Source organism: Streptomyces sp. SID13726 (assembly GCF_010548375.1).
GTDB lineage: Bacteria > Actinomycetota > Actinomycetes > Streptomycetales > Streptomycetaceae > Streptomyces.
The window spans coordinates 45,691-64,681 of the sequence record NZ_JAAGLY010000024.1 but is presented as its reverse complement, the minus strand read 5'-3'; the positions used below and the strand labels follow the sequence as shown (position 1 = coordinate 64,681).

The window sequence follows — 18,991 nt, the reverse complement described above, 5'->3', positions numbered from 1 at the left end:
GTGATTGCTTCTGTCCTCGTCGCCAACCGAGGCGAGATCGCCTGCCGGGTCTTCCGCACCTGCCGTGAGCTGGGCATCCGAACGGTCGCCGTGCACTCGGACCCCGACGCGAACGCCCTCCACACGCGCATGGCGGACGCGGCCGTACGACTCCCCGGAGCGGCCCCCGCCGACACCTACCTGCGCGCCGACCTGATCGTGAAGGCGGCCCTCGCCGCCGGCGCCGACGCCGTCCACCCCGGCTACGGATTCCTCTCCGAGAACGCCGACTTCGCCAGGGCGGTCCTGGACGCGGGCCTGGTCTGGATCGGCCCGCCCCCGTCCGCGATCGAGGCGATGGCGTCCAAGACGCGCGCGAAGCAGCTGATGGGGCTCGCGCCGCTGGGTGACGTGACCGAGTCCGACCTGCCGGTGCTGGTGAAGGCGGCGGCGGGCGGCGGAGGCCGGGGCATGCGGATCGTCCGCCGCCTCGAAGACCTGCCCGCCGCCCTGGAGAGCGCCCGCACCGAGGCCGCGAACGCCTTCGGCGACGGCGAGGTCTTCGTCGAGCCGTACGTCGAGGACGGCCGCCACGTCGAGGTCCAGATCCTCGCCGACACCCACGGCACGGTCTGGGCCCTCGGCACCCACGACTGCTCCCTCCAGCGCCGCCACCAGAAGGTGATCGAGGAGGCCCCGGCGCCCGGTCTGAGCGACGAACTCACCGCAGAACTCCACGAATTGGCGGTCCGGGCGGCCCGCGCGGTGGACTACGTCGGCGCGGGCACGGTCGAGTTCCTGGTCGCCGACGACCGCGCCCACTTCCTGGAGATGAACACCCGCCTCCAGGTCGAACACCCGGTGACGGAAGCGGTGTTCGGCGTGGACCTGGTGGCGGAACAGATCAGGATCGCGGAGGGTGCCGCGTTGTCCGACACCCCTCCTGGCGCACGTGGCCACGCCGTGGAGGCCCGCCTCTACGCCGAGGACCCGGCGAGGGACTGGACCCCCCAGACGGGCACCCTGCACCGCCTCGCGCTGCCCCCGTCGGTCCGCCTGGACACGGGCTACGAGAACGGCGACCCGATCCCCGTCCACTACGACCCCATGCTGGCGAAGGTCGTCGCCCACGCCCCCACGCGCGCGGAAGCACTCCGCAAACTGGCGGGCGCGCTGGAGGGGGCCCAGCTCCACGGCCCCACCACCAACAGGGACCTGCTGGTCAACTCCCTGCGCCACAAGGAGTTCACGACGGCCCGCATGGACACGGGCTTCTACGACCGCCACCTGCCGGAACTCACCCAGCCCGTCACGGACTTGCTGGCCCCTCTGGCGGCCGCGCTCTCGGACGCGGTCGGCCGCTCCCGCTTCGGAGGCTTCCGCAACCTCCCCTCCACCCCCCAGACCAAGCGCTACGAGATGGCGGGCGAGGAGCACGAGGTCCGTTACCGCCACACGAGGCAGGGCCTGGAAGCGGACGGGGTGCGGGTGCTGCACGCCGACGCGAGCAGGGTCGTACTCGAAGTGGACGGAGTACAGCGGAAGTTCGAGGTGTCGAGGTACGGCGACGAGGTGTACGTGGGCGGCACGGCCCTGAAGCCCCTGCCCCGCTTCCCGGACCCGACGACCCAGCACGCCCCAGGCTCGTTGCTGGCCCCCATGCCGGGAACGGTTGTACGGATCGCGGACGGCTTGGCGGAGGGATCCGCAGTGGAAGCGGGCCAGCCCCTCCTATGGCTGGAGGCAATGAAGATGGAACACAAGATCACGGCTCCACACGCAGGAACGCTCACCGAGCTCAATGCAGTTGTCGGCCAACAGGTAACGGTCGGCTCTCTACTGGCAGTAGTCCGATCTACCTAGGGGCGCGGGGAACTGCGCGACCAGCCCCAACGAAGGAGCCACATGCCCACGATCGAAACGCACGAGCACAAAGCCCTCCGAACAGCCGTAGCCGCCCTGGGCAAACGCCATGGCCGCGACTTCAACCGAGAAGACCTCTGGGAAGAGGCAGCCAAACTCGGCTACCTGGGCGTCAACCTCCCCGAGCAATACGGAGGCGGAGGCGGCGGAATCTCAGAACTCTCCATCGTCCTCGAAGAACTCGGCGCAGCAGGCTGCCCCCTCCTCATGATGGTCGTATCCCCAGCCATCTGCGGCACAGTGATCGCCCGCTTCGGCACGGAGTCCCAGAAGCAGGAGTGGCTCCCAGCTCTGGCCGATGGCACCCGCACCATGGCCTTTGGCATCACCGAACCCGACGCCGGCTCCAACAGCCACCGCATCACCACCACGGCCCGCCGCGACCCGGACACCGGAGACTGGCTGCTCACCGGCCGAAAGGTCTTCGTCTCCGGCGTCGACATAGCCGACGCCACCCTCATAGTCGGCCGCACGGAGGACTCCCGCACCGGCCGCCTCAAGCCCTGTCTGTTCATCGTCCCCCGAGACGCCCCGGGCTTCGACAGGCGCCATATCGAGATGGAACTGACCGCCCAGGAAAAGCAGTTCGAGCTCACCCTCGACGACGTGCGACTCCCCGCCGAAGCCCTCGTGGGAGACGAGGACGCAGGCCTCCTCCAGCTCTTCGCCGGCCTCAACCCCGAACGCATCATGACCGCGGCCTTCGCGATAGGAATGGGCCGCTACGCCCTCTCCCGGGCGATCACCTACGCCCGCGACCGCACCGTGTGGAACACCCCCATCGGCGCCCACCAGGCCATCGCGCACCCCCTCGCCCAGGCCCACATCGACCTCGAACTGGCCCGCCTGATGATGCAGAAGGCCGCGCACCTCTACGACGAGGGCGACGACATGGGCGCGGGCGAGGCCGCCAACATGGCGAAGTACGCCGCCGGGGAGGCCTGTGTGAAGGCCGTGGACCAGGCGGTCCACACCCTCGGCGGCAACGGCCTCACCCGCGAGTTCGGGCTGGCCTCGCTGATCACGGCCGCGCGTGTGGCCCGTATCGCCCCGGTGAGCAGGGAGATGATCCTCAACTTCGTCTCCCACCAGACCCTGGGCCTTCCCAAGTCGTACTAGGCCGCCCTGGAGGAGCCGTGTTCCGCAGCGAGTACGCAGACGTCCAGCCCGTAGAACTTCCCATCCATGACGCGGTGTTGGCCCGTGCCGCGGAGTTCGGTGACACGCCCGCCCTGATCGACGGCACCGACGGCACGACCCTCACGTACGCCCAACTGGACGCGTTCCACCGGCGCGTGGCGGCGGGGCTCGCGGACGCGGGGGTGCGCAAGGGGGACGTGCTTGCCCTGCACAGCCCCAACACGATCGCCTTCCCGACCGCGTTCTACGCCGCCACGCGCGCGGGTGCCTCCGTCACGACCGTGCACCCGCTGTCCACGCCGGAGGAGTTCGCCAAGCAGCTCTCCGACTCCGACGCCCGCTGGATCGTCACCGTGTCCCCGCTGCTGGAGACCGCGCGCAGGGCGGCCGAACTCGCGGGCGGGGTACGGGAGATCTTCGTCTGCGACAGCGCCCCCGGCCACCGCTCCCTGCTCGACATGCTCGCCTCGACGGCCCCCGAGCCGGACATCGCCATCGACCCGGTGACGGACGTGGCAGCACTGCCGTACTCCTCGGGCACCACCGGCACCCCCAAGGGCGTGATGCTCACGCACCGGCAGATCGCCACCAACCTCGCCCAGCTGGAACCCCTGATGTCGGCGGGCCCCGAGGACCGCATCCTCGCGGTCCTGCCCTTCTTCCACATCTACGGCCTCACGGCTCTCATGAACGCGCCCCTGCGCCAAGGCGCTTCGGTCGTCGTCCTGCCCCGCTTCGACCTGGAGACCTTCCTCGCGGCGATCCAGAACCACCGCATCACCGGCCTGTACGTGGCCCCGCCGATCGTCCTCGCCCTCGCCAAGCACCCGTTGATCGAGCGGTACGACCTCTCGTCCCTGCGCTACATCGTCAGCGCCGCCGCCCCGCTGGACGCGGAACTCGCCGCCGCCTGCTCGGCCCGGCTCGGCCTCCCGCCCGTCGGCCAGGCGTACGGCATGACGGAACTCTCGCCCGGCACCCACGTCGTCCCCCTCTCCGCCATGCGCGAGGCGCCACCCGGCACGGTCGGCAAGCTCATCGCCGGCACCGAGATGCGGATCGTCTCCCTCGACGACCCCGACAAGGACCTCGACATCGGCGAACCCGGCGAGATCCTCATCCGCGGCCCGCAGATCATGAAGGGCTACCTCGGCCGCCCCGACGACACCGCCGCGATGATCGACCCGGACGGCTGGCTGCACACCGGTGACGTCGGCCATGTCGACGCGCACGGCTGGCTGTTCGTCGTCGACCGGGTCAAGGAACTCATCAAGTACAAGGGCTTCCAGGTGGCCCCCGCCGAACTGGAGGCCCTCCTGCTCACCCACCCCGGCATCGCCGACGCGGCCGTCATCGGCGTCTACAACGAGGACGGCAACGAGGTCCCGCACGCCTATGTCGTCCGCCAGCAGGCCGCGTCCGGCCCCTCCGATCTCTCCGATCTCTCCGATCTCTCCGAGGGTGAGGTCATGATGTACGTAGCCGAGCGCGTCGCCCCCTACAAACGGGTCCGCCAGGTCACCTTCATCGCCGCAGTGCCCCGCGCCGCCTCCGGCAAGATCCTCCGACGACAGCTCAGGGAACGCGCATGACACTGATCGCCCGTACACGCGCGCGTGCCGTCGAGACCCTCACCCTCGACTCCCCGCACAACCGCAACGCCCTGTCGGCCGCGCTGGTGGGGGAGTTGGCCCACGCTCTCGACGACTGCGCCAAGGACCCGGATGTCCGCGCGATCGTCCTCACCCACACCGGCAACACCTTCTCCGCGGGCGCCGACCTCAAGGACCCCCCGGACCCTTCCGAACTGGTCGGCGTCCTGCGGCAGATCGTGGAGCTGGGCAAACCCGTCGTCGCCCGCGTCCCCGGCCACGTCCGCGCGGGCGGCCTCGGCCTCCTCGCCGCCTGCGACATCGCGGTCGCGGCCACGGAGTCGACGTTCGCCTTCACGGAAGTACGGATCGGAGTCGCCCCCGCGGTCATCTCCCTGACGCTGCTGCCCCGCACCGACCCCCGCGCCCTCGCCCGCCACTACCTCACCGGCGAGCGCTTCGACGCGGCCGAGGCCGCCCGGATCGGCCTGGTCACGGCGGCGGGCGACGACGTGGACGCCGTACTCGAACCGATCCTCGACGGTCTGCGACGGTCCGCCCCCGAGGCCCTGGCGGAGACGAAACGGCTGCTCACGGCTAGGGTGCTGGAGACCTTCGACCGGGACGCGGCCCACCTGACCGCGCTCTCGGCCCGGCTGTTCGCCTCACCGCACGCGCGGGAGGGCATGACGGCCTTCCTGGAACGACGGGATCCCTCATGGGTGGTGTGACCACGATCGGCGACCGGGCGGAGCGCAGGCCCAAACAGGACCGCAGCCGCGCCACCCGCCAACGCCTCCTCGAAGCGGCCGTCTCCTGCCTCGCCGAACACGGCTGGGCGGGCTCCACGGTCACGGTCGTCGCCGAACGCGCCGGCGTCTCCCGAGGCGCCGCCCAACACCACTTCCCGACCAGGGAGGACCTCTTCACGGCGGCGGTGGAGTACGTGGCGGAGGAGCGCTCTACGGCCCTGCGCGCCCTGTTCCCCGAGGGCGCGGCCGACGACAGACGCGCGGTCGTCTCAGCCCTGGTCGACCTCTACACGGGCCCCCTCTTCCGAGCCGCCCTCCACCTCTGGGTGGCAGCCTCGAACGAGGAGCAACTACGGCCCCGGGTGACGGAGTTGGAGGCTCGCGTCGGCCGCGAGACCCATCGCATCGCGGTGGAGCTGCTGGCCGCGGACGAGAAGAAGCCAGGAGTCCGAGAAACAGTCCAGGGCCTGCTGGACATGGCGAGGGGCCTGGGCCTGGCGAATCTCCTCACCGACGACCACGCTCGCCGAGAGAAGGTTGTGGAGCAGTGGGCTGTACTGCTGGACGAGGCCCTGCTTTAGGTTTTTTAGGGGCGCGGGGAACTGCGCGACCAGCCACAAACGGCCCGCAGCCGCCCACACCCCTCAGCCACACCCTCAGTGGGCGATCCCCTCATACCCCTCGATGTCCCGAGGATCCCTGGACCCGGGCCCCACATACCGCGCAGAAGGCCGCACAAGCCGCCCAGTCCGCTTCTGCTCAAGAATGTGCGCCGACCACCCAGCAGTCCGCGCACACGTGAACATCGAAGTGAACATGTGCGCCGGCACCTCCGCGAAGTCGAGCACGATAGCCGCCCAGAACTCCACGTTCGTGGCCAGCACCCGATCCGGCCGCCGCGCATGCAACTCCGCCAGCGCCGCCTTCTCCAACGCCTCAGCGACCTCGAACCGGGGCGCCCCCAGTTCCCGAGCCGTACGACGCAGCACACGCGCGCGTGGATCCTCGGCCCGGTACACCCGGTGCCCGAACCCCATCAACCGCTCACCCCGGTCCAGCGCCTGCTTGACGTACGCCTCCGCATCGCCCGTCCGCTCGATCTCCTCGATCATCCCGAGCACCCGGGACGGTGCCCCGCCGTGCAGCGGCCCGGACATCGCTCCTACGGCCCCGGAGAGCGCGGCGGCGACATCCGCACCGGTGGAGGCGATCACGCGCGCGGTGAAGGTGGACGCGTTCATCCCGTGCTCGGCGGCAGACGTCCAGTAGGCGTCCACGGCGGCCACATGCTTCGGGTCCGGCTCCCCACGCCACCGGATCATGAACCGCTCCACGACCGACTGCGCCTTGTCGATCTCCCGCTGCGGCACCATCGGCAGCCCCTGCCCGCGCGCGGACTGGGCGACGTAGGAGAGCGCCATGACGGCGGCCCGGGCGAGGTCGGCACGGGCCTGGTCGGCGTCGATGTCGAGCAGCGGCCTGAGCCCCCACACCGGCGCGAGCATGGCGAGCGCCGACTGGACGTCCACGCGGATGTCCCCGGAGTGCACCGGGATCGGGAACGGCTCGGCGGGCGGCAGACCGGGATCGAAGGCGCCGTCGACCAGCAGCCCCCACACGTTGCCGAACGAGACATGGCCGACCAGATCCTCGATGTCGACGCCCCGGTACCGCAGCGCGCCGCCCTCCTTGTCCGGTTCGGCGATCTCCGTCTCGAACGCGACGACGCCTTCGAGGCCAGGTACGAAGTCGGACATCAGGCGGCTCCTCATGATGTGAACGACGGATGACGCCACGATATCCCCGAGTGCCACCTTTGGGGAGTGTTGGCGGCACTCAGTGCCACCGTCTGTGGTGGTGGGGGATGGGGGGAAGCGGCCGTACGGCAATCCGTGGGGAAGCGGGCTGTACGGCAATCCGTGGGGAAGCGTCCGTACGGCAAGATGACCGCGTGACCGACGCAGCACACGCCGCCTCCCCGGACCCCGCCTCCATGCGCGAGCAGTACCGCGCGGAGGGCCTCGCCGAGGCCGACCTGGCCGCCACGCCCGTCGAGCAGTTCGCGCGCTGGTTCAAGCAGGCGGCCACCGAGGCGCACCTCTTCGAGCCGAACGCCATGGTCGTCTCCACCGCCGACGCCGAGGGGCACCCCAGCTCCCGCACGGTGCTCCTGAAGCAGTTCGACGAACAGGGCTTCGTCTTCTACACCAACTACGACTCCCGCAAGGCGAGCGACCTCGCGCGGAACCCGTACGTCTCCCTGCTCTTCCCCTGGCACCCGATGGCCCGCCAGGTCATCGTCACCGGCGTGGCCCGCCGCACCGGCCGCGACGAGACCGCCGCCTACTTCCGCACCCGCCCGCACGGCTCCCAGCTCGGCGCCTGGGCCAGCGCCCAGTCCTCGGTCATCGACTCGCGCGACCAGGTCGACACCGCGTACACCGACCTCGCCGCCCGCTACCCCGAGGGCGAACAGGTCCCGGTCCCCCCGCACTGGGGCGGCTTCCGCGTGGCCCCCGAACGCGTCGAGTTCTGGCAGGGCCGCGAGAACCGCCTCCACGACCGCCTGCGGTACGTGGCGGAGGCGGACGGGGGGTGGCGGGTGGAGCGACTGAGCCCTTGAGACGGCGGTCGAACGGGCACTCAGAACGTGGTGGAGCCGGCCCCTAAGACCCCGGCCGCTCCACCACCCCGCCCAGATCCAGCGCGGAAGCGATCCGCACCGCCACATCCTCCGCGTACACCGCGTCGCCCCGTTCGAACTGCCCCCGCCCGGAACCCCGCAGGAACGTCACGACGCCCAGGGTCCGCCCCCGGCTGCGCAGCACCGCGCACAGGGCGTGCACCACGTCCGCGGGCCACTGCCGGGCCAGGGCCCACTCACGGGCCCGGTCACCCGGCACCGCCCCGACGCTCGCCCGCACCGAGCCCACCCGGTCCACGCACTGCAACGCCGGATGCCCCTCGGCGTACCGCACGGGCAGCCCCGCGGCGCCCGAGGCCTGGAGGCTCGGGCCGGGCGCCCCGGAGGGGGTGGCTGCGACCCGGACCAGCCGTACGGGCCCGTCCGGCTCACCGTCGGCCAGCGCGCCCCCGGCCACCCGGTCGATCAGCGCGTGGTCGGCGAACCCGGCCAGCGCGAAGTCCAGATGCACGACGGCCGCCTCGGCCGGGTCCTCGCACTCCGCCGCCGCCCGGGCCGCCCGGTGCAGCTGGTTGGTCCGGAAACGCAGCAGCGAGGCCTCCTGCTCGCTCTGCTTGGCCTCCGTCACGTCCTGGAACAGCCAGCCGACGCCCAACGGCACCGGCTCCTCCGCGAGCGGCGAGGCCAGCCGTACGAAGCCGCAGCGCCAGCACCGCCGTTTCTCCCCGTCCGGTGTCCGCACCCCGACCCAGATCTCGGCCGGGGCCGGCGGCGCGCCCTCGGCCAGCACATGGGTCAGCGCGCTCTCCAGCTCCTCCACGCCCTGCGCGAGCAGCTCCCCGAGGGGCCGCCCCAGCACGGACGTACGGCCGATGCCCAGCGAGCGGGCCGCGTGCGCGTTGACCACGGCGGGCCGCAGATCGGCGTCGACCAGCACGACACCCCACGAGGCGTCCTCGAACAGGGCCTCGCTCAGCGCGATCGACCGCTCCAGGTCGATCTGGGTGTGCACCTCGCTGAAGGCGCAGTACACCCCGGCGGGCTTGCCGTCGGGGCCGCGCACGGCCGCGGACTGGGTGCGTACGAGCACCCGGCCGCCGTCCTTGGTCAGCAGCGCGAACTCGTGGACCTGCCGCCCGGGGGCCTGCATGGCGGACATCAGCCGCCCCTCGACCTCCTCGGCGTCCGCCTGCCGTACGGCCCACCCGGCGAAGCCGTGCCGCCCCACCGCCTCGGCGGCGGTCCAGCCGAGGATGCGCTCGGCCTCGCGGTTCCAGTGGGTGACGACACCCTCCGCGTCGAACGCGCACAGGGCCGCGTCCATCCCGTCCAGCAGCGCGGCGAGCAGATCGGAACCGCCCGAGCCCTCGGGGCCGTCCGGTCCCGGCCCGTCCGGCCCCAGCTCGTCGGTGGTCCCACTACGCCGTGAAGCACTCACCACCTGGACCCCCTGCCAGCCGCTCACTAACAATCATTCAACTCGAACGTGACGCAGCACACACCACGTTCCCGCAAGATTGAGGGAATCGTTGTACGCCGGAAACGTGCCGAATCCCCCTAAGAGGCTCACCCGTCGGGCGCCAGCCGCAGATCGATCCACTCGTCGCTCCCGCCGTCCAGCACATACCGGTCGACCTCGACGAACCCGCGCGCCCGCGCGAACCGCGTCCCGTCCTCGTTGACGGCCAGCACACATGTCTCGATCACCCTGGCACCGAGCACGCGCGCGTGATCAAGACCCTTCTCGTACAGAGCCGCCCCGAAACCTCGCCCCCGGAACTCGGGCAGCACCCGCGCGATGACGGTCGCCACAGCGTCGTCCCCCACCGGCGGCCGGACAGTCGAACACCCCACCAACATCTCCCCGAGATAGGCGTTCTCCAGCCGATACCGCCCCACCCGCTCCCGCACGTCCTCCGGCCCCATGGCAGCGGGCGGCACGATCACGTTGTGCACGTGGCGCCACTGCTCGGCCATGGCGTCGCCTACGACGGTTTCGATCCGCAGATCAGTCACGGTCCCCCCTTCCCCTCCCACACCCGACCTCGACGAACGGCCGCATCCGTGTCATGAACAGGAAGCTACCGGGTGATCGCGGAGGCCGGATCCATAGCGGCAAGATCGGCTCAGTCGCTCCCCGACCGCGTGGTCGTCGGCTGACCAGCTCCAGTCATCACGATCCGAGGATCAAGGAGGTGCCCTTGATGACTACGTTTCCTGTAGGCGAGCAGACCCACCTGGCTGTGCTTCCTCAGCAGCCCGCTCTGGAATCCGTGGGAGCAGACACCCCTGGGAGCAGGGACGAAACGGCTCACGGACACCCCGCCGCCGTGCGGGGCGCCGGCAGGGAACATGAGCGAGGGGAGACCGATGGGCACTGCACCGGCGTCCGTCGGCGTCACGCCAAGGGCGTTGCCACGGCAGCGCACGCGGCAGAGAGCTGGAGCGGTGACGCTCCTCCGCACGATCAGTCGTACGCGGGAGGCGTCGGAGAAGGCCAGGTCTTCGTCATCTCCAAGGACGGGCGGCCCCTCATGCCCTGTCACCCCGCCCGCGCCCGCGAACTCCTGAGCAGGGGAAGGGCGGTGGTCGCCCGCCAAGTGCCCTTCGTCATTCGTCTGAAGGACCGCACGCTCGCCGCATCGGAAGTCGACGGCGTGCACCTGCGCATCGATCCGGGCTCCAAGGGGACCGGCCTCGCCCTCATGGACCAGAAGCCGGAGACCGGCGGGCAGGGAGGCACGTTCACCGTCAGACGAGGGCTGATCTCGGTCGAACTCCGACATCGTGGCGAGCAGATCCGGCTGTGCATGAGGCAGCGCGCGGGCTACCGGCACAGACGCCGGTCCGCCGACCGCCGCTACCGAGCGCCTCGCCCGGACAACCGGTCCCGCCCGGCGGGATGGCTGCCACCCTCCCTGCGTCACCGCGTCGACACCACATACGCCGTGGCCGCTCGCCTGTGCCGCTACGCGCCCGTCACCGAGATCCACGTGGAAAGCACGGCTTTCGACGTCCACTCCATGAGCGCGGGCAGGCCCCTCACCGACGTGGAGTACCAGCAGGGCACTCTCGCCGGACTCGAAGTCCGCGCCTACCTGCACTCCAGGTGGAAGAACGCCTGCGCCTACTGCGGGGCCACCGGGGTGCCTCTGAACGTCGAGCACCTCAGCCCTCGCAGCAGAGGGGGCTCGGACCGTATTTCCAACCTTGTCCTGGCCTGCGTTCCCTGCAACAGGGCCAAGGGCGCCCTGCCCGTCCAGATCTTCCTCGCCGACCGCCCCGACCGTCTTGCGCGGATCCTCCGGCAGGCCAGGACGCCACTCAACGACGCCGCCGCGATGAACGCGACCCGTTGGCGGCTCATGGAGTCGCTGAGGACCCTCGGCCGGCCGGTGCATACCTGGTCCGGCGCGCGGACACAGTGGAACCGCGAGACCGCGGGGCTGCACAAGACCCACACGGTGGACGCGCTGTGCGTCGGGGGCATGGAGCCCGAGCGCGGTGACGTGATCGTGCGACTTCCGGACCGGGTGCTGGTCGTCAAGGCCACCGGGCGCGGCTCGTACGCGCGCACCACTCCCGACCGGTTCGGCTTCCCACGCCTGCGGCGCGCGCGGGTCAAGCGTCACTTCGGATACAGCACCGGCGATCTCGTCCGGGCCGTCGTGCCTGCCGGAAAGTGGGCCGGCGCATGGACGGGCCGCGTCTCGGTCCGAGCCACCGGACGACACAGCCTCACCACGCCGGAGGGGCGGATCGATGTCTCGTACCGGAGTCTGCGGCTGGTGCAACGGGGCGACGGTTACGGATACGACTTCCGGCTCGAAGGAGGTTGGCCCTCACCGTCTCGAAAAACCGGTTGAGCCGTGACCGACCGGTTCCTAGTGTGTCTCCTACCGAGGAGAGGAGGTGGTTCGGAGCATGTATGCACACCGGACGTCGGAGGTGGCTGCGGGCTAGCGCCCGTCACCCACCGAGTGCGGTGCCGGACCCGCGTGCACGAGATGTACGCAGCCGGCCAATTCAACGCAGTCACCCGACCCGCGAGCTCGCCGGTAACGTCCGGCCGGCCCCTCTCCGCAAGGTGGAGGGACCAGAGCTCGCGGGTCGCCTGCGTGTGTGGGCCTAGTGCCGGTAGAAGATGCGGTCCCCGTACTCCTCGAAGACCCGGTCGTTCCACTCCAGCCCGCCGTCCACGTTTCCCGAGCGCAGCAGGGGCGGCTCGATGCCCCGGTCGGCGAGTGCGCCGGCCGCCGTGGCCATGACCGCCTGGAGCAGGGCCGAGGTCAGCACCGTGGAGGCGGGGGCGAAGGGGGCCGGGACGGTGTCGAGGGAGAGTTCCGCGTCGCCGACGGGGATCTTGGAGTCGAGGACGACGTCGCAGTGGTCCTTGAGGAAGGTGCCGGAGCTGTGGCGGGGCTCGGTCGACGTCGTGTAGGCGAGCGAGGTGACGCCGATGACCTTGACGCCCAGGGAGCGTGCGGTCAGGGCCATCTCGACGGGGAGGGCGTTGCGGCCGGAGAGGGAGATGATCACGAGGGCGTCGCCCGCGCGGAGCGGTGAGCAGCTCAGGACCGCGCTCGCGAGGCCGTCCACGCGCTCCAGGGCGGAGCCCAGCGTGGCCGGCATGACGTCGACGCCCACCACCCCGGGCACGGTCAGCAGGTTCATCAGGGCGAGTCCGCCGGCCCGGTAGACGATGTCCTGCGCGGCCAGCGAGGAGTGCCCGGCGCCGAAGGCGAAGAGGCGGCCCCCGGCGGCGACGGTGTCGGCGAGGAGCTCACCGGCCGCCGCGACGGACTCGGCCTCCTCGTCGCGGGCCCGCCGCAGCAGTCCGATCGCGGCGTCGAAGAACTGCTCGGACAGCTTGCCGTCGTTCTTCCCGGACCCCGTCTCGCCCATGCGGTATCCAACCCCTTCGTCGCGGTGTCGCGGATCACCGTGCGGTCTGGACCAGTGGGATGTCAATACGGCCGCGAGCCCGGTCGTAACCGCCCTGTTTCCACGGCGCGGCACGCTTGTCAGTGGTATCCGGCAGAATTGACGTCAGGGCCAGCGCACGCGCCGGGAAGCTGTCGTGCTTCCGGCAGATCTCATCAAGGGGCACGTATGTCCGGACTGATCGACACCACGGAGATGTATCTCCGCACCATCCTCGAGCTGGAGGAGGAAGGTGTGGTCCCCATGCGCGCCCGGATCGCCGAGCGGCTGGACCAGAGCGGACCGACGGTCAGCCAGACCGTGGCCCGGATGGAGCGTGACGGACTGGTGTCCGTCGCGAGCGACCGCCACCTGGAGCTGACCGACGAGGGCCGCCGGCTGGCGACGCGCGTGATGCGCAAGCACCGCCTCGCCGAGTGCCTGCTGGTCGACGTGATCGGCCTGGAGTGGGAGCAGGTCCACGCGGAGGCGTGTCGCTGGGAGCACGTGATGAGCGAGGCGGTGGAGCGCCGCGTCCTGGAGCTGCTGCGCCACCCCACCGAGTCGCCGTACGGCAACCCGATCCCGGGCCTGGAGGAGCTGGGTGAGAAGGACGGCGCGGACCCCTTCCTCGACGAGGGCATGGTGTCGCTGGCCGACCTCGACCCGGGTCTCGACGGCAAGACGGTCGTGGTGCGCCGCATCGGCGAGCCGATCCAGACGGACGCGCAGCTGATGTACACGCTGCGCCGCGCGGGTGTGCAGCCCGGTTCGGTGGTGAGCGTGACGGAGTCGGCCGGCGGGGTGCTGGTGGGCAGCGGCGGCGAGGCGGCGGAGCTGGAGTCCGACGTCGCGTCGCACGTGTTCGTCGCCAAGCGCTGAGCGGTCGCGGGCGGGGCGAGCGGGCGCGCGCGGGGGACGCGCAGGGTCTCAAGTCCCGGGTCCCGTGGGGTGGTTGTGGTGTTCCCCGGGGCCGGTGGAGCCAAGATTCACTGTGCGGAATCGCAGCGCTTCGACGCTTCCCGTGCAAGGCTGTCGCGTGAGGCATATGACCTGAGGGGGCGGGCGGATGTGCCGTAGACATGTGGATGGCCCCGGCACCTTTCGGTGCCGGGGCCGGTCCTCCCCTGTGCTGACCTGGAGCCCCGAGCTCTCAAGGTCATCCCCTTCGGACCGATTTCCCCGAGCGGTCCGCCTCCCGCTGAAGGTCTCCCCTCGACTGCGGCGATCATTCCTTGAGCGAGGTCACTCGAACGAGGGGTGTTGCCGCGCGAGACCCGATTTTCGAATACGTATTCGATAGTCTACGGGTGACGGGGCGCACAGGACGTGCGCTGAAGAGATGTGCGACACGGCGAGCGGCGACTGACAGGGCAGGCACGGACAAGACGGGCACGGACAGGACGGAACAGGCACAGCAGTCAGGACACGGTGCACACGGCCGGCCGGCTCGCGCGGGAGCGAGCGGTCCGAGCGGAGCTAGGGGGGTGCCAATGGCGCGGCGCATCGACGTGACCGGGGCGGGCGGCGTACGTCTCGTGGCCTGGGAGTTCGGTGATCCTCCCAAGACGGATTCGGTGGGGGAGCCGCCGGAGGCTCCCGAGGTCCCGGAGAAACGATCACCCGGGGTGCTGTTACTCCACGGCCTGATGGGCCGCGCCTCGCACTGGGCGTCCACCGCCCGTTGGCTCTCCGAGCGGTACCGGGCCGTCGCGCTCGACCAGCGCGGTCACGGCCGTAGCGACAAGCCCCCTCGGGCCTCCTTCACACGTGACGCGTACGTCGAGGACGCCGAGGCGGCCCTCGAACAGCTCGGCCTCGCCCCGACCGTCCTCATCGGCCACGCCATGGGCGCCCTGACCGCCTGGCAGCTCGCCGCCCGCCGTCCCGACCTGGTGCGCGGGGTGATCATCTGCGACATGCGGGCCTCCGCACTCGGCTCCGCCTCGCAGCGGGAATGGGGCGACTGGTTCAAGGCCTGGCCCGTCCCCTTCGCCACCCTCGCCGACGTCCGCAAGTGGTTCGGCGAGGACGACCCCTGGGTGGAGCGGCCCAACCCGGCCCGCGGCGAGTTCTACGCCGAGGTGATGGCCGAGTCCCCCGACGGCTGGCGCCCCGTCTTCGACCCCGAGCAGATGCTGGAGTCCCGAGAGACCTGGGTCTACGACGCCCACTGGGAGGAACTCGCCCAGGTCAGGTGCCCCACCCTGGTCGTCCGCGGCCTCGACGGCGAGCTTGGCCGAGCCGAGGCCCAGGAAATGGTCCGCGTCCTGCCACGGGGCGAGTACGCGGAGGTCGCGGACGCGGGCCACCTCGTCCACTACGACCAGCCGGAGGCCTGGCGGGCGGCCATAGAGCCGTTCCTGGACGGGTTGGCGGGGTTCGAGCGGGAGTGACGGGGCGGGCCGGGGCGGGGATTGAGCGCGGGGGTTGAGCGCGGGGGGTGAGTACCGGCGCCTGCGGACCTGGGTCTCGCCTCCCACGGACCTGGATCTCGGCCCCCGTGCGGACCTTGACCTCGGAACCCCGGCCCCCCGCTTCGACCTCTGCCTCGCCCCCCTGCGCAGACCGCCCAACCGCGCCCCACCCCCACCCCCACCCGCACCCCGTCCGAACTCCCGACCGGACCTCAGCCCTTGCTCACCGCCGTCAGGATCTCCGGCAGCTGACGAGCCGTCCGCGGTGCCGCCAGTCGCAGCCCCGCGAACGTGATCACCGTGCCGTAGACCGCGCCGATGGGCAGCAGCAGCCAGCTCCAGTCGTCGCCGTTCGCGCTGACGTTCGCCCAGATGGCCAGGGCGATCACCGGCGCGCAGAGGAGCGCGGCCGAGACCATTCCGCCGACGACGGCGGCGAGGGCCAGGCCCGACTGGCCGGGGGCCACGTTCTTGTAGCCCTCCTGCGGGATGGAGTACGGGAAGCGCGCCGAGGTCCACGCCCCGGTCGCCAGCATCGCCCCGAGCAGCGCGAACGACATGCCGAGCACCTCGGGCAGCTTCGGCCAGTCGCCGATCAGCGCGGTCGTCAGGACGGTGACGAGAGTGGCGTACGGCAGGGTGATCACCAGCAACGCCAGGGCCCGCGCGCGGAGTTCGACGTAGGCGTCCCGGGTGGAGGAGATGGTCATCGCGACCATCCAGAACGCGGACGTGTCCTGCCCGAACTGGTTGTACATCTGCACGCCGAGCATCCCGGCGGCGAAGCAGGAGAAGTAGATCGAGCCGGTGCCCTGCACCGCGTTGAACACCGGCACGATCAGGCCGATCGCCAGCGAAGTCACCCACGCGGCCTTGGTCTTGGGGTCGCGCCACACATAGCGCAGGCTGCGCTCCATCACGGTGCCGGTGCGGCCGGCGGGCAGCAGGCGCGCGAGTCCGGTCGAACTCCGTTCCCGCGAGGCCCCGTCGGCGGAGGGCAGCGTGGAGCCGTCGGGCGAGGTCATCAGCCGGGTCAGATGCCGGGACCAGAGGGCCAGCAGCCCCGCCAACGCGAGTGCGGACAGGGCGAGTTGGGCGATCGCGATGCCGTACGACCCCTCGCTCGCGGAGTCCACCGCGCCGATCGCCGAGGCGGGCGGCACCCACTTCAGCACGTCCGCCGTTCCGTCGAGCTGCCCGAGGCCGCCTGAACCCAGCCGCTGCGCACCGAAGTTCACGACCTGCGCCCCGACGGCGATGACCAGTCCGCTCAGCACCGCGAGGTCACGGCCCTTGCGACTGGTCAGCAGCCGGATGTTGGCGACGGCGACGGTCCGCGCGAGGGCCACGCAGACCAGCAGCGCGAGCGCGACACCGAGCACGGCGAAGACGTACGCCGCCCCGCCGTGCGCGACCGCGACGACGGACCCGGCGAGCATGCAGAGCGTGAACACCGGCCCGATGCCGACCAGCGAGGCCGCGAGCAGCGCCCCCACCAGGGGCCGGGGCCGCAGCGGCAGCATCACCAGGCGGGTGGGGTCGAGGGTCTCGTCGCCGCCGGGGAAGAACAGCGGCATCACCGCCCAGCCCGCCGCGAGCACCGCGACCAGCGGGACGACGACGGAGCCGGCGTGTTCGTTGCCGCGCAGCGCGACGAGTCCGACCAGCTGGAGGACGGAGACGAGGAGTACGGCGATCGCCGAGGCGACGTAGGCGGCCCGCCGTCCGCCGGACTGGCGCAGGCCGTTGCGCAGCAGCGACAGCTTCAGCCGTACGACGACGGGGGTGATCGCGACGTCCCCGGTCACCGCTTGCCGCCCAGCCAGTCGAGGTCGGACCCGGCGTCCCGCCCCTGCGCGCCCACGAGTTCGAGGAATGCCTGTTGCAGCGAGGGGGCGGAGCCCCGTACCTCGTCGAGCGTCCCGTGGGCGCGGATACGGCCCGCGGCCAGTACGGCGACCCAGTCGCACAGCGACTCGACGAGCTCCATCACGTGCGAGGAGAAGACGACGGTGGCGCCGGACGCGGTGTAGCGCTCCAGCACGCCCCGGATGGTCTGCGCGGAGACGGGGTCCACGCCCTCGAACGGCTCGTCCAGGAAGAGCACTTCGGGGTTGTGGAGCAGCGCGGCGGCGAGCCCGATCTTCTTGCGCATGCCGGTCGAGTAGTCGACGACCAGCTTGTGCTGGGCGCCCGCCAGGTCCAGCACGTCGAGCAGTTGCGAGGCCCGCCGGTCGACCTCGGCACCGGGCAGGCCCCGCAACCGTCCGGAGTACGCGAGGAGTTCACGCCCCGACAGCCGCTCGAACAGCCGCAGCCCCTCGGGCAGCACCCCGATCCGGGCCTTGACGGTCACGGGGTCCTGCCACACGTCGTGCCCGACGACCGAGACGGAACCCTGATCTGGCCGCAGCAGCCCGGTCACCATGGAGAGGGTCGTCGTCTTCCCGGCCCCGTTGGGCCCGACGAGCCCGATGAACTTCCCGGCGGGAAGCTCCAGATCGATCCCCGCAACAGCAACCTGCTGCCCGAACCGCTTCCAGAGCCCACGCACACTCACAGCCGACGTCATGAACGCCAACCTTAGGCGCGCGGAGCCGCGCTCAATAAGCGGCTACCGCCGGACAGGCGACCCCGGCCGCACAGACGACCACTACCGGACAGGCGACCGTAGCCGCACGGACGACCGCCGCCGCGCAAGCCCTGATCAGCGATCCCGGCCGCACGCGTAGGCGAGCGGCGAGATCAACTCCTCCGCGTCCGGAAGCCAGCGGTTCGCGGGCGTGGGACGGCAGGCCCACTGAACGGCCCCCGACGACCCGAACCGAGTGGGTGGCGCGGCGACGTACGCGCCCTCCCCGAGGGCGACCAGGTCGAGGGACGACGGGGCCCACCCGAGCTTGCGCACCAGATCCGGCACCTTCACCGACGCGCCCGGCAGCACGAAGAACTGCATCCGGCGGTCCGGCGTCAGGGTCACGGGCCCCAGCGTCAACTCCATGCGCTCCATCCGCGCGAGCGCGAGGAACCCGGCGGTCTCGGCGACGGAGATCGCGTCGAACGTACGCCCCGTGGGCAACAGGATCGACGCCGCGGGCTGCTTGGACCACATCCGGCGCGCGACGGTCGCACTGCCCGTGGCCTGCGTCGCCCAGTCGTCCCGGGTGGGATGCGCCCCAGGGGCGGCGCACGCGACGTCACCGCAGGAGCAGCGCTGCACCCCCTCGACCGGTTCCAGCCAGGTGCCGGGGAAGACGTCCCAGTGACGCTCCTCGGCGTAACGTACGGCTGTCTCCAGCAGCGATTCCCCGCGCTGCTTCGGAATCTGAGCGGCTTCGGTGCCCGCGATCGTCTCTTCCACGCCCAACACAACTCCCGCACCCACCTGGAGTTACGGCCAGGTCCCGGCGCCGGACCGACTTGTGTCTCGCGACGCCCAGTGCCCTGTGATCTTACGCTGCCCGGAGCACTGTCCGAGCCCTCTCGCGGGACTGCGCCAGGGCCCGACTGCGGTTGCCGCAGGGCCTGTTCGGCGGGCGGAGGCGGCCCGTCCGGCGCCGGTGACCGCGCGCGGGGGAAGCGCACCGGTTCCGCGTCCGGGGCGCATGGATGCATGGGTGG

The 18,991-nt window shown here is 71.1% G+C and carries 16 protein-coding genes; 9 read left to right on the top strand and 7 right to left on the bottom strand.

Annotated elements, in window-relative coordinates:
* From G3I78_RS38820 to G3I78_RS38800, 5 genes are read left to right on the top strand one after another with little or no spacing between them, the layout of a single operon-like run.
* On the top strand, positions 1 to 1,842 hold the full coding sequence (locus G3I78_RS38820; RefSeq protein ID WP_164433646.1) for a biotin carboxylase N-terminal domain-containing protein: 1,842 nt from the start codon (positions 1 to 3) through the stop codon (positions 1,840 to 1,842).
* 42 nt (positions 1,843 to 1,884) lie between these two features.
* Positions 1,885 to 3,021 (top strand): acyl-CoA dehydrogenase, encoded by a 1,137-nt coding sequence (locus tag G3I78_RS38815; protein WP_164433644.1) that lies wholly within the window; start codon positions 1,885 to 1,887, stop codon positions 3,019 to 3,021.
* Positions 3,022 to 3,038: 17 nt separating this feature from the next.
* Positions 3,039 to 4,634: a 4-coumarate--CoA ligase family protein gene (locus G3I78_RS38810; RefSeq protein WP_164433642.1), complete on the top strand. Its 1,596-nt coding sequence runs from the start codon at positions 3,039 to 3,041 to the stop codon at positions 4,632 to 4,634.
* On the top strand, positions 4,631 to 5,365 hold the full coding sequence (locus tag G3I78_RS38805) for an enoyl-CoA hydratase family protein (RefSeq protein ID WP_164433640.1): 735 nt from the start codon (positions 4,631 to 4,633) through the stop codon (positions 5,363 to 5,365). The genes G3I78_RS38810 and G3I78_RS38805 overlap by 4 nt, the downstream gene beginning before the upstream one ends.
* Positions 5,353 to 5,967 carry a TetR/AcrR family transcriptional regulator gene (locus G3I78_RS38800; protein ID WP_164433638.1) on the top strand — a complete coding sequence of 205 codons (615 nt, stop codon included), beginning with the start codon at positions 5,353 to 5,355 and terminating at the stop codon, positions 5,965 to 5,967. Before G3I78_RS38805 ends, G3I78_RS38800 begins: the two co-directional genes overlap by 13 nt.
* A 75-nt stretch (positions 5,968 to 6,042) precedes the next feature.
* Here G3I78_RS38800 and G3I78_RS38795 read toward each other — a convergent pair whose 3' ends face one another.
* Positions 6,043 to 7,143 carry a citrate synthase 2 gene (locus G3I78_RS38795; RefSeq protein ID WP_164433636.1) on the bottom strand — a complete coding sequence of 367 codons (1,101 nt, stop codon included), beginning with the start codon at positions 7,141 to 7,143 and terminating at the stop codon, positions 6,043 to 6,045.
* A gap of 236 nt (positions 7,144 to 7,379) precedes the next feature.
* On the opposite strand from G3I78_RS38795, the gene pdxH reads away from it, so the two are divergent.
* A complete protein-coding gene (gene pdxH / locus G3I78_RS38790) occupies positions 7,380 to 8,009 on the top strand; it encodes a pyridoxamine 5'-phosphate oxidase (protein WP_164433756.1) in 630 nt (209 codons plus the stop codon).
* A gap of 43 nt (positions 8,010 to 8,052) precedes the next feature.
* On the opposite strand, the gene G3I78_RS38785 is transcribed toward pdxH, so the two are convergent.
* Together G3I78_RS38785 and G3I78_RS38780 are read right to left on the bottom strand one after the other, a co-directional pair.
* Positions 8,053 to 9,468 (bottom strand): PAS domain-containing protein, encoded by a 1,416-nt coding sequence (locus G3I78_RS38785; RefSeq protein WP_164433634.1) that lies wholly within the window; start codon positions 9,466 to 9,468, stop codon positions 8,053 to 8,055.
* A 128-nt stretch (positions 9,469 to 9,596) separates the two neighbouring features.
* On the bottom strand, positions 9,597 to 10,007 hold the full coding sequence (locus G3I78_RS38780; RefSeq protein WP_164433754.1) for a GNAT family N-acetyltransferase: 411 nt from the start codon (positions 10,005 to 10,007) through the stop codon (positions 9,597 to 9,599).
* Positions 10,008 to 10,540: 533 nt separating this feature from the next.
* On the opposite strand from G3I78_RS38780, the gene iscB reads away from it, so the two are divergent.
* The gene (iscB, locus tag G3I78_RS38775) at positions 10,541 to 11,896 is read left to right on the top strand and encodes an RNA-guided endonuclease IscB (protein WP_343243962.1); all 1,356 of its coding nucleotides are present in this window, start codon (positions 10,541 to 10,543) and stop codon (positions 11,894 to 11,896) included.
* A gap of 262 nt (positions 11,897 to 12,158) precedes the next feature.
* On the opposite strand, the gene G3I78_RS38770 is transcribed toward iscB, so the two are convergent.
* Complete coding sequence (locus tag G3I78_RS38770; RefSeq protein WP_164433630.1) at positions 12,159 to 12,935, bottom strand: SIS domain-containing protein; 777 nt, start codon at positions 12,933 to 12,935, stop codon at positions 12,159 to 12,161.
* 207 nt (positions 12,936 to 13,142) lie between these two features.
* Between G3I78_RS38770 and G3I78_RS38765 the strand changes: the two genes are divergently transcribed.
* The gene (locus G3I78_RS38765; RefSeq protein ID WP_164433628.1) at positions 13,143 to 13,835 is read left to right on the top strand and encodes a metal-dependent transcriptional regulator; all 693 of its coding nucleotides are present in this window, start codon (positions 13,143 to 13,145) and stop codon (positions 13,833 to 13,835) included.
* A 611-nt stretch (positions 13,836 to 14,446) separates the two neighbouring features.
* Positions 14,447 to 15,349 (top strand): alpha/beta hydrolase, encoded by a 903-nt coding sequence (locus tag G3I78_RS38760; protein ID WP_164433626.1) that lies wholly within the window; start codon positions 14,447 to 14,449, stop codon positions 15,347 to 15,349.
* A 233-nt stretch (positions 15,350 to 15,582) separates the two neighbouring features.
* Here the strand turns inward: G3I78_RS38760 and G3I78_RS38755 are convergent, their stop codons facing one another.
* The 3 genes from G3I78_RS38755 to G3I78_RS38745 all read right to left on the bottom strand — a co-directional run bounded on the left by G3I78_RS38755 (position 15,583) and on the right by G3I78_RS38745 (position 18,740).
* The gene (locus G3I78_RS38755) at positions 15,583 to 17,178 is read right to left on the bottom strand and encodes a transporter (protein ID WP_164433624.1); all 1,596 of its coding nucleotides are present in this window, start codon (positions 17,176 to 17,178) and stop codon (positions 15,583 to 15,585) included.
* Positions 17,175 to 17,942, bottom strand: a complete 768-nt coding sequence (locus G3I78_RS38750) for an ABC transporter ATP-binding protein (RefSeq protein ID WP_164433622.1) — start codon at positions 17,940 to 17,942, stop codon at positions 17,175 to 17,177. Before G3I78_RS38750 ends, G3I78_RS38755 begins: the two co-directional genes overlap by 4 nt.
* Before the next feature lie 135 nt (positions 17,943 to 18,077).
* Positions 18,078 to 18,740 carry a bifunctional DNA primase/polymerase gene (locus tag G3I78_RS38745; protein WP_164433620.1) on the bottom strand — a complete coding sequence of 221 codons (663 nt, stop codon included), beginning with the start codon at positions 18,738 to 18,740 and terminating at the stop codon, positions 18,078 to 18,080.
* Between the last annotated feature and the right edge of the window lie 251 nt (positions 18,741 to 18,991).